At 64.7% G+C, this 13,388-nt stretch carries 9 protein-coding genes; 1 reads left to right on the top strand and 8 read right to left on the bottom strand.

Annotated features, from left to right (window positions below; translation table 11 throughout):
• Positions 1 to 20: 20 nt before the first annotated feature.
• From QN413_RS15935 to QN413_RS15900, 8 genes are all read right to left on the bottom strand, one after another.
• Entirely contained in the window at positions 21 to 2,333 is a 2,313-nt protein-coding gene (locus QN413_RS15935; RefSeq protein ID WP_323497556.1) for an ATP-dependent DNA helicase, read from the bottom strand.
• Positions 2,334 to 2,351: 18 nt separating this feature from the next.
• Positions 2,352 to 3,146, bottom strand: coding sequence for a hypothetical protein (locus QN413_RS15930; RefSeq protein ID WP_323497575.1), 795 nt, complete (start codon positions 3,144 to 3,146; stop codon positions 2,352 to 2,354).
• Positions 3,147 to 3,172: 26 nt separating this feature from the next.
• Positions 3,173 to 6,535 carry an error-prone DNA polymerase gene (locus QN413_RS15925; RefSeq protein WP_323497555.1) on the bottom strand — a complete coding sequence of 1,121 codons (3,363 nt, stop codon included), beginning with the start codon at positions 6,533 to 6,535 and terminating at the stop codon, positions 3,173 to 3,175.
• A complete protein-coding gene (locus tag QN413_RS15920; protein WP_323497554.1) occupies positions 6,528 to 7,934 on the bottom strand; it encodes a DNA polymerase Y family protein in 1,407 nt (468 codons plus the stop codon). The genes QN413_RS15925 and QN413_RS15920 overlap by 8 nt, the downstream gene beginning before the upstream one ends.
• Positions 7,903 to 8,706, bottom strand: a complete 804-nt coding sequence (gene imuA, locus QN413_RS15915; protein ID WP_323497553.1) for a translesion DNA synthesis-associated protein ImuA — start codon at positions 8,704 to 8,706, stop codon at positions 7,903 to 7,905. Before imuA ends, QN413_RS15920 begins: the two co-directional genes overlap by 32 nt.
• A gap of 473 nt (positions 8,707 to 9,179) precedes the next feature.
• On the bottom strand, positions 9,180 to 10,154 hold the full coding sequence (locus QN413_RS15910; protein ID WP_323497574.1) for an IS1595 family transposase: 975 nt from the start codon (positions 10,152 to 10,154) through the stop codon (positions 9,180 to 9,182).
• A 219-nt stretch (positions 10,155 to 10,373) separates the two neighbouring features.
• Positions 10,374 to 11,243 carry an alpha/beta fold hydrolase gene (locus tag QN413_RS15905; protein WP_323497552.1) on the bottom strand — a complete coding sequence of 290 codons (870 nt, stop codon included), beginning with the start codon at positions 11,241 to 11,243 and terminating at the stop codon, positions 10,374 to 10,376.
• On the bottom strand, positions 11,240 to 11,800 hold the full coding sequence (locus tag QN413_RS15900) for a cytochrome b (RefSeq protein WP_187051603.1): 561 nt from the start codon (positions 11,798 to 11,800) through the stop codon (positions 11,240 to 11,242). Before QN413_RS15900 ends, QN413_RS15905 begins: the two co-directional genes overlap by 4 nt.
• A 113-nt stretch (positions 11,801 to 11,913) precedes the next feature.
• Here QN413_RS15900 and QN413_RS15895 point away from each other — a divergent pair, with 113 nt between their 5' ends.
• Positions 11,914 to 13,383 carry a glycosyltransferase family 2 protein gene (locus tag QN413_RS15895; RefSeq protein ID WP_187051602.1) on the top strand — a complete coding sequence of 490 codons (1,470 nt, stop codon included), beginning with the start codon at positions 11,914 to 11,916 and terminating at the stop codon, positions 13,381 to 13,383.
• The last annotated feature ends 5 nt before the right edge of the window (positions 13,384 to 13,388 follow it).

Raw genomic sequence — 13,388 nt, 5'->3', positions numbered from 1 at the left:
GCTTCATTGATCGCTCGCGGTCAGCGGAGCTCGATGCGCCACCACGGCGGCAACAGGCGCTGCACCTCGGGCAGCGCGAACCGATCGTCGAGCAGATACAACACGCCCGCATCCTGCTCGGTGCGAATCACGCGGCCCGCCGCCTGCACGACCTTGCGCAGGCCGGGATAGAGGTACGTGTATTCATAGCCCTGCCCGAAGCGCTCCTGCATCCGCTCGCGCATCACGTCGTTCAATTCGTTGTGCTGCGGCAGTCCAAGACTCGCAATGAAGGCGCCGACCAGACGCTCGCCGGGCAGGTCGATTCCTTCACCGAAAGCACCTCCCAGCACAGCAAAGCCGATGCCTTGCCCGCCCGCGACAAAGCGCGCGACGAAGGCTTCACGTTCAGACTCCCGCATGCCACGCGACTGCGCCCAAATAGGGACGTCGGGATAGCGCGCGGCCATCGCATCGCACGCACTGTCCAGGTAGTCGAAGCTGCTGAAGAAAGCCAGGTAGTTACCGGGTCGTTGCTGGTACTGCGCCGCGATGATCTTCGTCAGCCGCTCCAGCGATCGATCGCGGTCACGGTAGCGCGTCGAGATCTGCATTGCCACGCGCACCGTGAGCTGGTGCGTTTGAAACGGCGAGCCGACATCGAGATGTGCGGTGCCTTGCGGCATGCCGAGTGCATCACGATAGAACGCGAAAGGCGCGATCGTTCCGGAAAAGCACGCGACAGACAGCGCACGTTCGAAGCGCGGCTTCAGGAAATACGCCGGTATCAGGTTGCGGATCGCGAAACCGCAGGGGCCGTCAGGATGTGCATCGATCGTGCTTTCAAGTACCGAGTGCTCGCCGAACTCATCAGACAGACGTACGAAGCGAAGCATGTCAAAGAAGAACGGCTGCATCGGGCCGTTGGCCTCGGCCGGGTGATCCGCGAAGTGGTCGGACATGGCGCCGATGGCTTCCTGTAGCGCGCGATGCAGGCGTTCTGGAATCTGGTCGCGGATGGCGTACGGCGTGAAGGCGGTTGGCGTCGCGCCGCGCTGCGCCAGCTGCAGCGAATCCCACTCGCGCTCCAGCTTGTCGAGCGCCTGCTTGATGTGACGCGGTGCTACGCGCAGCGCAACGGCGAGCGAGGCGCTGTCGAGCTCGGACGAGTACATGCTGCGCGCCCGCTCTATCAGGTTATGTGCCTCGTCGACCAGGACCGCGGCGCGCCACTCTTCGTCGATCATGAGCGCGTACAGGAACGCACTGCCGTCGAAGTAGTAGTTGTAGTCGGCGACCACGACATCGCTCCACCGCACCAGTTCCTGCGCCAGAAAGTACGGGCACACGCGGTGCGCCGACGCGACGTTGCGCACCGTTTCGCGGTTCAGCAATGACTGCCCTACCGCCTCGCTGCGCGCTGCCGGCAAGCGGTCGTAGAAGCCGGTGGCCAAGGGGCACGCGTCGCCGTTGCATGCGCGGCCCGGGTACTCGCAGACCTTCTCTCGCGCGGCGAGTTCGAGCACCCGCAACGTGGGGCAGTCTTTGCGCAGCACGCGCAGCGAGTCGAGCGCCACGGCACGGCCGGAGGTCTTCGCGGTCAGGAAGAACAGCTTGTCGGTGCGATGCGCGGTCCAGCCTTTCAGCAACGGAAAGAGCGTGGCAATCGTCTTGCCGATACCGGTCGGTGCTTGCGCGATCAGGCAACGCTCGGCCGCGGCAGCGCGGTAGACGCCTTCTGCCAGTTCGCGCTGACCGGGTCGAAAGCCGGCGTGCGGAAACGCGAGAGACGACAGGTCACGCGCCAGCGCAGCGCGATGCAAAGACTCCTGCCACGCCCATGCCATGAAGCGACTGCAAAGCGCCTCGAATTCAACTTGCAGATCGGCGCGCGTGCGCTGTTCTTCAAGCACGGTTTCGTCGCCGCTATGGATGTCGAGGTAGACCAGCGCGACCGTGATGTGGGCCAGCGCGTGCTTCTCGCACAGCATTGCGGCATAGGTGCGGGCCTGGGCCCAATGCAACGCGCGGTGATTGCCCTTGATCGCGTCGAACTCCCCGCGAAACGTCTTGATCTCTTCGACACGGCCCAGCTCGGCATCGAAGCCATCGGCACGACCCCGCACCCGCAGGCCGCCGAAGCTAGAAGACAGCGAAACCTCGCCCTGGAACCCCGGCCCGCGCCGTGATTGAACGAGGTGATGGCCGGCGATGCCTTCCTGCGCGCTGGGCGCGGGCGCGAAGCGCAAGTCGAGATCGCCGGCCTTGGCGGCGAAGGCGCACAGCGACTTGACGGACACCGTGAGGTCGAGCGCCGCCACGTCAGCAGGGAGGGAGTCGGACAGGAGCGCCATGCAAGCAACAGGCCCTGGTCAACGGACCGAAGGCAGCGTTGCGCAGTCGGTCAGCGGAACCTGAAGATCTTCTTCGAAGCCCGGAACCGGCTGCGCCTTGGCCAGCGCCATCCAGACTGCGAACGGCATGCGGGCCTGCGAGCGATGCACCACTGCACGCGCCACCACGAGCCGATCGTTTTCAAGCATCAGCACGCCGCATTCGACAGGGATTTCGTCGGCAGAACCGATCGGCCGCCCGCGCGCGTCGCAGCCCAAAACGTACCAGCACTCGCCACCCAGGTCGAGGTAGGCCGCGCGCTTGTCGGGCTTCTTCAGGTCCGACAGAAGGTCGGAGCGGCGCACCTTGATTTCGTGAACGATCGGCTGGGCATACGCCTCGACGCTGGTATTGCGGATCGAAAAAACATCGGGCCGCGCGATGCACCAGCGATGCGGGTCGCCTTCGTTGGTGCCCGCCAGCCGTGCACGCAAACTCAGGTTGCGCCAGGCGATGCGGCCAGCGCGCGTCATCTCGCGCGCCACACGCTCGACCAGTGCCTCGTGTGCCGACAACGCCGCGCGGTTGACGACGAGCGATGCGGCGATGTGCGCGATGCCGCGGTCGGTGACGCGCAATGTTTCATGCCCCAGCGCCGACCGCACGCGCTCCAGCAAACCCGCAGCGAGCAGATCGACCTCGATCGCATCGCAACACGGCCAGCCGGAAGATCGGTACACATCGCGCAAGCGACGTGCATGTACACGGCCGAGCACGATGTCGCCCGGAAGCGAGTCGACAGGTACTTCGTGAGCGATGGATTCGGCCAGCATGGTGCGAGATGAATGGCGTTGATTGGTCAATGGAAATCTCTGCTTTTGTTTTGCCCTGCGAGTCGACCGAGCCACGGCGTCAAGTCCTTGAAGCCTTGCGCCAGCAAATGCCGCACGTTGCCGCCGCTGGCCACGTCGCGCTGCCACACGCCCTTGACGGCGAGCAGCTTGGACTTCAACAACGGCTCGCGCTGTTCTTCGACCAGGTCGTTCCAGACGATCACGTTGACGATGCCGGTCTCATCTTCGAGCGAGACGAAGATGGTGCCCTTGGCGGTTTGCGGACGCTGCCGCATGGTGACGATGCCACAGGCACGCACCACCCGGCCGTGCGGCAGGTCGTGCAGCTCGGCCGCACTCAGCAACTTCAGGCGCGCCATGCGGGGCCGCAGCAGCGCCAGCGGATGGCGCCGCAGCGTGAGGTTCATGGATGCGTAGTCGCCGACGATCTCTTCGCCTTCAGTGCCGGGCGGCAGCAGCAAAGGCGTTTCGTGGATCGGCACGCCCTTGAGCAAGGCCGGCGCGCGACGCTGCGCCGTGGCATCCCATACCTGCTGGCGGCGATGGCCGGACAAGGCCATCAACGAGTCGGATGCCGCCAGCGCGGCCATGTCGCGCGCGTCGAGGTCGGCACGCACTGCGAGGTCTTCAGTGCTGGTGAACGGGGCGAATGCGCGGGCCTGGAGAAGGCGATGGGCACCGGCTGCGCTGAGACTGCCGATGCGGCGCAGGCCCAGCCGCACTGCTGGATGATTTTGCCTCGCGGGATGGCCGCTCTGTTCCGTCACCACAGGCTCCAACGTGCTGTCCATCTCACTCACCGTCACATCCACCGGCCGCACCTCGACCCCATGGCGCTGCGCGTCCTGCACCAGTTGCGAGGCCGAGTAAAAACCCATCGGCTGCGAGTCGAGCATGGCGGCCAGAAAGCAGGCCGGCTCGTAGCATTTGAGCCAGCTGCTGACGGCCACCAGCAACGCGAAGCTGGCCGCGTGGCTCTCGGGAAAGCCATATTCACCGAAGCCTTTGACCTGACTGAAGATGGCCTCGGCAAAGGGCCGGTCGTAGCCGTTGTCGACCATGCCGTCGATCAGCTTGTTCTGGAACTTCTCGATGTGGCCGGTGTGCTTCCAGGCCGCCATGGCACGCCGCAAGGCATCGGCTTCGTCGGGGGTGAAGCGCGCCGCGATCATTGCGATCTGCATCACCTGCTCCTGAAAAATCGGTACGCCCAGGGTCCGGCCTAGAGCCTTCTTGAGATCGGGATACTTGTATTCGATCTCTTCGCCACGGCGCAGCTTCTCGCGGTTCTTCAGGTACGGATGCACCATGCCGCCCTGGATCGGTCCGGGCCGCACGATAGCCACCTCGATCACCAGGTCGTAGAAGCAACGCGGCTGCAGGCGCGGCAGCATCGACATCTGCGCGCGACTCTCGATCTGGAACACACCGACGGTGTCGGCCGCGCAGATCATGTCGAACACCTTCGGGTCGTCGTTGGGGATCTGATGCATTTCCAGCGAGCTGCCACGCCACTGGTTCGTGAAGTCGAGCCCGCGCCGGATGGCACTCAGCATGCCAAGCGCCAGCACGTCGACCTTGAGCATGCCCATGGCTTCGAGATCGTCTTTTTCCCACTGGATGATCGAGCGGTCTTTCATGGACGCCTTCTCGACCGGCACCAGCCGGGTGAGCTTGGTGTGGGTCAGCACGAAGCCGCCGACGTGCTGGCTCAGGTGGCGCGGAAAACCCTTGAGTTCATTCGTGAGCTCCAGCCACTGCGCCAGCTTGCGCGGCGGCTCGCGCACGCCCGAGCGCTCCATCGCCTGGGCCAGATGCTGGTCGAGGATGGTGGTGTCGAACCAGTAATGGTCCTTGGCGAATTCGTCGACCAGCCGCTCGTCGACACCCATCGCCTTGCCGACATCGCGCAAGGCGCTGCGGGAGCGATAGCAGATCACCACCGCGGCAATGGCGGCACGCTCGCGGCCGTATTTGTCGTAGATGTACTGGATGACTTCTTCGCGCCGCTGGTGCTCGAAGTCGACGTCGATGTCGGGCGGCTCGTTGCGCTCGCGGCTCAAGAAACGCTCGAACAACAGATGGCCGACCATCGGGTTTATGGCGGTGACGCCCAGGCAATAACACACCGCCGAGTTGGCAGATGAGCCGCGGCCCTGGCACAGTATTTTTTGTTCGTTGGCAAAGCGCACGATGTCTTCCACGGTGAGAAAGAACATCTCGTATCGCTTCTCCTCGATGAGTGCGAGTTCGTGCTCGATCTGCTTTTTCACCGACGCGGGAACGCCCTGCGGATAGCGTCCTGCCGCGCCTTCCCAAGTTTTGCGCGCGAGCGTTTGCGCCGGCGTCTCGCCGTTGCCGAGCAGCTCCAGCGGGTACGCGTAGTGCTTCTTGATTTCGTCCGGGTCGAAGCGGCAGCGGTCCATCACCACCAGCGTGTTGGCCAGTAATTCCGGCGGGTACAAGTCGACCAGCCGCAAGCGTGGGCGCAGATGCCGCTCGGCATTGGACTGCAGCGCGAAGCCGCATTCGGCCACGCTCCTGCCCTCGCGGATTGCAGTGACCACATCGTGCAGTGGCTTGCGCGACCGCTTGTGCATGTGCACGTCGCCAGCCGCGACCAACGGTACGCCGGTGGCTTGGCTGACCTGCTCGAGCGTGAGCAGCCACAGGTCGTCGTCCATCTCGTTGAGCAGTTCGACGGCGATCCAGAGGTGGTCGCCAAACAAGGTTTGTGCGTGCGCGACGTCGGCCGATAGAGCTTCGACGTCGACCGTGCGATGCGGCGCAAGAAGGATTTCGCAGTGCTGCAGCGATGCGACATGGCTTTCGGTCTTGTTTTCGTGGCCGACCTGAACTTCATCGCTGCCGTGCCTCGGCCATGTCACGCGGTACTCGCCTTTGGGCGCGCTGGTGGTGCGCGCTGCGGTGATGAATTCACAGAGGCTGCCCCAGCCTTCGAGGTCATGCGCAATCGCAACCAACTTAAAACGGTCGAAGTCGAACTCGCTGCCAAAGAGCAGCCGGAAATCGGGGTTGCGCGTGAGCGGTGGTTCGTCGGCGTGCTCATGCTCGTAGTCGTCCAGCGCCTGCGGATGGTCGCGCAGGGCGACATGCGCCCGCACGATGCCGGCGACCGAGCATTCGTCGGTAATCGCCAGCGCCTTGTAGCCCAGGTGATAGGCCTGGGTGACCAGCTCTTCCGGTCGGGAGGCACCGCGCTGAAAGCTGAAGTTGGTGAGGCAATGCAGCTCGGCGTAGTCGGGCAGCGTTGGTAACGTAGATAACTCTGGCGGCTGTTTCGGTGGCAGTGGATACAGCTTGGCCGGACGGCGCGCCATCAACTGTTTGTCGCTGAGTTCAGGCATAGATCCCCTGCAGGAACCAGCGCGTTTCATTCGTTCCGCGCAAGGCGGAAGTTCGCTCGCGATAAACCCAGACCAGACCGGCCTCGGGGCTCTCCGCGACGTAATAATCGCGCGCCATCGGCTCGCCGCCTTCGTTATGGTCGTCGGCCCACCACCCGCCTTCGAGCCGCTGCGGACCGACCAGTCGCCGCAACCGCCCGTGGTACCAGGGATGCCCGGCGCGTATTTCGAGGCGCAGCGGCTGGCGCAGCAGCCAGGGCGGAAAGGTACTTACGCCCTCTCCCCTGGGGGGAAGGCAGGGATGGGGGCTCCCCCCGCGACGGCCCGTAGCAAGCCCCCTCCGCAACGCCGGGCCCCACGCCTGCATCGCCTCCGGTCGATGGTCCGCCAGGGCCACCGGCACCTGCACCTGCTGCGCCCCCAAGCGCGCACTCAGCCGCTCCACCAGCTCGTGCAGCTTGTCGCCCTTGCGGTTGTCTTCAGGCAGGAAGCTCGTGCTCGCGCCGGCCCAGGGCGACGTGTCGAGCGAGCGCAAGCGCAACCAGCTCGCAGGCGCACCGAGCTGGGTCAGCGCCAGCCGCTCACTCATCAGTTTGCGCAGATGCGCCATGTCTTGCGTGGGCTCGGCGGTACGCACGGTGATGCTCTGATGCGGCGGCAGGTTCACCCCGTTGAAGCGCCTCAAATCAAGCGTCCATTCGAGCTCTAGCGCCAGCACGCCGCGCTGGCGCGCGCGCAGCCAGATCTGCAGTGCCGACAACAAGCGGTTGGCCGACCACATGAGTTCATGCGCGTTCTCGGCCAGCGCCGGCAGTTCGAGCTTCTGGTCGAACACATCGGGCAAGGTAAGCCACGTGTGCTTCTCGGGGCGCAAGCCCCACGCCATGTCGAGCGTCTCACGCAGCGTCGTACCGAAGCGCCGCGAAAGACCGCCGCGCGGCAGCGCCGCCACGTCGCCCCAGGTGCGGCAGCCCATGCGCTCCAGCACGTCGAGATGCTCCCGCGCAGCCGTGAGTGCGCCGAGCGGCAGGGCGGCCGGCACATCGACGGGCGGCTTGTGGCCGCGCGCGAACAGCCGCAGCCGTGCCAGCGCGATCAAGCCATTGGCGCCCTGCACTTTCTGGATGCGCGTGCCGGGCGCCGGGTTCCAAGCGGTCATCAGGCGCATCAACGACTGCTGCCCGCCCCAGAGCCGCTCGCAGGCCGAGACTTCGAGCAGGAGCGCTTCGTCGAGCCATGTGACACGCGGCGTGAATTGCAGCGCCCACCAGCCGAGGGTTTCGATGGAAGGAGGCGCAGCGACAGGCGTGTCGGCGGCTGGCGCGCCAGGCATCGGTGCCGTTGCAGCCACAGGTGCCCGGTCTTCTTCAGGCTGCCACCGCAACGCGATCCATTGCATGCGATTGCCCCTCCTTCCTGCGCAAGTCCAGACGGACCACGGTCGTGCCGGGATTTGCTTCTTCTTGCGCGCCTTGCAGTTCTTGCATGCGCCGCTTGCGCCGCAACTGGCTGGCGGCCAGCAACGCCGTCATGCGCTCGCTGCGGGCGGGCAAAGTCAAGGGCATTACCAGCGGCGGGCCACGGCGCTTCAGCAAATGGACATCCATCTGCCCGCCTTCTGCCGGAACCACCTGCAGCCGCAACCGCGCCGGTGAAGCCGACTGCGCCATGGATTCAGGCCTGAAGACGAACAACAGCCCCTCATGCTGTGCCGCAGCGAGTTGCAGCCTGCGCAACTCGCCCACGCGCGCCTGCGGCAACCACGCCAGAACGCCCGCCACGTCGGCGCAACGCAAGGCCTGCTCGCAAGCCCAGAGCCGTGCGGCAGACGCCTCGCTGCGCACCCACATCAGCGCCTCGACCGGCAACCCCGCGGCAGCGAGCGCCGGGCCGAAGGGCTCGTAAGGTGCGCCGATCAATACCACCGGCCCGCCCCGCGTTTCGACCGCGCGAGACAGCACCGGCAGCAGCAGTTGCCAGACATGCGCTTCAGGTGCCGCCTGCAGTACCTCGGTCATCGCGCCGATCGGCCAGCCGCCCCCCGGCAGCTCGGCGTCGAGCGCGGGGTGGCCGGTGCCGAGCACGGGCATGTCGGCGCTGCCCAGCTCGTCACCGCGCCAGACGTTCTGGCGCGCGGACGGGGAAAAGGAGTCGAAGGAAGGGAGGCCCATGATGAATCGTTAACTGTATTTTTATAAGGGGTATCCATTTAGCTCCAGCGACCGCAGAACTACTGGATAAACGTACAGATGCTAGCGATGTTCACGGGGAAGCGCTACGCTCCAAGGCCAACGGGTTACAACAGCCGACAACAGGCCTTGTCGCAGGATGCAGCAGCGGCAGAACGGTGGCTTCTTGATCTTCAGAATGACAAGCGCGTCGCTGGGAACTCGACGTTGCACTCGAATGAATGGTCGGTGGGAGATTACTTTTATGAAAAAAACAAACTTCGTTCGAGTTGGGGTTTACGTGACGTTGGGTCTCGTCATATTGATTCCTTCGTTAAGTCGGTATGAAAGGGTCGTCGTAGGCGCAAGTTCGGTCTTGGACTGGCCACTCCTGGTCGCGTCAATAGTTGGTGCGCTCGCCTGCTTCTGGATTGCAATTCAGGCCCTGAGGAAACCGTAGCCGACCGCCTTGGCCCTTATGAGGCGCTCGACTGAATCACATCCGCATAGGTCACGGGCGCCGTGACCACGGCCTGCTGAAGCAACCGGTAGAACAGCATGCCGCGCGAGCCTGAGGTTCGGCGGTTGAAGCGAAAGACGAACTCGTCGAGGTAGGCGTCCAAGTGCTCGGGCTGCACCGAGCCGTGGTGCGTCCCAAGAATCCAGCGCTTGACCAGGGCCGCCACACGATGGACACCAGCCATCGAGACATGTGCAGGCACGTCCGAGCCGAGCATCACAGTGCGCTGGTGGTCGTAGCCCAAATCCTTCAGCGGCTTGTAGGCGGCCGCACCGTCAGTGCGCACTTGGGCGCCGAGCTCGATGCTCTCTTGGACAAACGGAATCAGGTATTGCGCCGAAGCTTTGGGAATGCGACGCAGCCGGATGCGGCCAAACCCCTTGGGCTCCAGTAGTTCGACGGCCACGGCGACCAGCAACTTCGACGTGCTGCGCTTGCGCCCGGTCTTGATGGGTGGGTCCTCACGGTCGGTCAGCGCCATGTAGGTCTCGTCGACCTCGACCACGCCTTTGAGTTGATCCCGACCGGGGCGAACCATCGCCCGGCGGAATCGGTGCAGCATCGTCCAGGCCGTCTGGTAGCTGCCCAAGCCGAGCACACGCTGCAATCCCAAGGCGCTGACGCCTTGCTTCTGGTTAGTCAGATACCAGGCGGCGGCCAACCACACACGCAGCGGCGTGCGGGTCTTATCGAAGATCGTGCCGGCAGTCACTGTAGTCTGGTGCTGGCAGCCACGACACATCAAACGAGTGCGGCTGGCTCGGTATGCCTCGCCAATACCGCCGCACTTCGGGCAGACGAAGTTGCTATCCCAACGCAGCCGCTCCAGATAGGCAAGGCAATCGTCCTCGGTGGAAAACCAGTCGAGGAATTCGTTCCAGGTTTGGGGGTAGTCCTTAACCGCTGTCGGCGCTAATATCTGTACATCCATCCAGTATTGTGCAGTTGCTGGAGCTAAAAGGATACCCCTTATTTTTATACAGTATTCCGAAAACCCCAACCACTTCTTTGCAACACTCTCAGGCGATCATTGCCGGCACGATGCCAGATTCACTTACTCCACCCTGCGATCCGTGCGAACTGCCGAGGGCAAGCCCAGCAACAGCGCCAGGCGGCTGGAAGGACACGGGCCGCGTGCACTACATCGGCATCAGTCGAAGAAGCGCAGCAGCTGACGGTTGACTTCGTCGGCGCGCTCGTACTGCGTCCAGTGACCGGCGCCATCGACCACCGCGCCCCCGCGATTCGGATGACCGGCAGTCAATCGCGCCACCAGCGGCCGCGGGTCGGCGGTGACGTCGTACTCACCCCACATCAGCAGCAACGGACAGGTCAGCGTGTCGATCGCCGCCTGCAGCCCACCGGCCATCGACACGTCCTTGCTGCGGAATCGCGTGCCGTGGCACGACACGTCGTGGATCTCGAAAGCCAGCGGATCGGAAGCCTTGTCGTGCAGCATGAGCGCGTCGAGGTTGTGCTTCAAGGCGACACGCTCGGCTTCGCGATCGACCGAGCGGCGCCAGTTGATCATGTCCAGCGTGAGGCGCCGCAGCGACGCATGGCCGCCGCTGCCGACCAGCGCCAGCCGACGCACCGGACGCCGCGTGGCGAAGGTCGACGCCACCAGTCCGCCGAAGGAGAACCCGCCGAGGTCGACTGGCGTATCGGCGCCGATCAGCATGTCGAGCGTGCCGCCCAGCGCCGTCAGCAACGGATCGATCGGCGCCTGGCCGTCGGCCATCGGCAAAGGCTTGTCGGAGTCGAGAAAGCCCGGCATGTCGGGCAACCACAGCGTGTGTTCGGCCGACAGCGCCTCGACATTGCGGATCCAGTGCATCCAGCTGCCATGGCCGCCGTGCAACAACACCAGCGGCGGGTAGGTGATGTCGGTCTCGGTGTTGCCGAAGCGACGCCAGCGCACGCGCACGCCTTCGTGCACCGGATCGTGGTGCGTCGACAGCGCGTCGATGCGTTCGATGAAGGCGCGGGCGCCGGCGTCGGAATCTGGCGGAAAGTTCATGGAAGCATGCGCTGGAGTTCGGGTTCTTTGTCGATGAACTGGTGCTTGAGGGCACCCGCCACGTGCAGCGCGAACAGCCCGTACAGGATGTAGCCGGCCCAGATGTGCAGCGCACCGAACTTGTCGTGCAGCATCTCCTTGGTCGCGGGCTCGATGTTCATGATCCAGCCGATGCGCGGCCAGGGCACCAGGGCGAAAAGGTGCATCGGATGGGCGGCGGCGTCTTTCCAGGCCGAGTCGTGCATCCAGCCCGACAGGGGCAGCAAGATCATCAATGCATACAGCGTGCCGTGTGCAGCGTGTGCGGCGAAGCTTTCGAGCCGACCGTAAGAAAGGGGCATCGCCGGCGGCCGGTGCGTAAAGCGCCACAGAAGCCGCAAGATCACCAGACCGAGGACCGTGATGCCGATCGACTTGTGGGTGTCGACCGCAGGCCGAACCCAGTCGTCGGGAAAGAGATCGACCGCCAGGATCAACGCGATGTTGACCGCCATCAGCGCGGCGATGAGCCAGTGCAACAGCATGGCGGTCTTGGTGTAGCGGGCGTGTGGGAGCATCGAGGGAATTTTCAGGGCAGAACCGACTCAGCTTATGAACCGGGGCGATTGTCCCCTGCGTTAACGGCCTCTTTTCGGGCATCTTCCCGGGCACTTTTTCGAGCATCCTTTCCTTGAACGATTCCCTTCGCAGCGCGTTCGTGGCCGCATCCCCGCGGCTCACGCCGCCGCCCACGCCGCTGGTCAGCGTGCTGATCCACAGCAGCGTGCTCGTGTTGTGGATCGCCCTTTTCGCGATGGCCTTCAAGGTCGGCGGTGTGTGGGGCTGGTCGGTCGGGGTGGCGTATGTGCTGTACGACACCGTGTTGCTGCTCTTCGTCGGCTGGCACACGTTGCCGATCCTGCGACGGCCCGCCGCTTTGCCTGCGCGCGTCGGCGCGACGGACGTGCAGCGCGATACGCTGGGCGTGATCGTCGCCTCGCACAATGAAGCGGCCGTGTTGCCGGTCACGCTGGCCGCGTTGCTCGGCCAGACCGATGTGCCCGATCGCATCGTCATTGCCGACGATGGCTCTACCGACGGCACCGCCGAGTTGCTCGTGACGCGTTACGGCCTCACGCGGCCCGCCTTCGGACAGTTGAGCGCAGCCAGCACCAGCCACCCCGGTCTTTTCTGGCTGCGGTTGCCGCACGGTGGCAAAGCGGTCGCGCTCAATGCTGCCATTGCCTGCATCGACACCGACACCGTGCTCACGGTCGACGGCGACACGCTGCTCGACGTCAAGGCCATCGCAGCCGTGCGCAATGCGTTTTCGGCCGAGCCCGATCTCGTGGCCGCGACGGGCGTCATCACGCCGGTGTGCAGCCGCACACTGGCGGGCCGCTGCTTTCAGTGGTTTCAGACGTACGAGTACATCCGTAATTTTCTGTCGCGCTACGCGTGGATGCGGGTCGACGGGCTGCTGCTGATCTCCGGCGCGTTCGCCGGTTTCCGGCTCGACGCAGTGCGTGCGGTGGGCGGTTTCGACACCGACTGCCTGGTCGAGGACTACGAGCTCATCCACCGCCTGCACCGCTATGCGCAAGCGCACGGATTGCCGTGGACCGTGCGCGTGCTCGGCGATGCACAGGCGCACACCGATGCGCCGAGCGGTGTGATGCCCTTTCTGCGCCAGCGTCGCCGCTGGTTCGGTGGCTTCCTGCAAACGCAGTACTGGTACCGCGCGATGGTCGGCGACCGGCGTTACGGCTGGCTCGGCACGCTGATGCTTCCGGTGAAAGCCATCGACACGCTGCAGCCGCTGTACGGGCTGGCCGCCTTTGCCTTGCTGCTGGTGTACATCGTGGAGGGCAACCTCGGCGCGCTGGCGCCTGCGGCGGGTGTGATCGGGGCCAAGATCGTGCTCGACCTGCTGTTCCATCTGTGGTCGGTGTACCTGTACCGCCGCTGGATCGGCGAGCAGAGCGAGGTGAACATGGTGCAGGCCTTTCTGGCCGCTATCGTCGAGCCGTTTACCTTTCAACTCCTTCGGCACACGGGCGCAGCCTGGGGTTGGTGGACCTTTTTGACCGGGCGCGGCACGTGGGGCCGGCAAACGCGCGTCGGGCTGGTCAACGAAGACGGCGAGACGCGGCGCAGCTGAGGGGC

It is taken from the genome of Variovorax sp. LG9.2, assembly GCF_035018885.1.
Classification (GTDB): Bacteria; Pseudomonadota; Gammaproteobacteria; order Burkholderiales; family Burkholderiaceae_C; genus Variovorax.
This window is presented reverse-complemented; position numbering and strand designations above follow the sequence as displayed.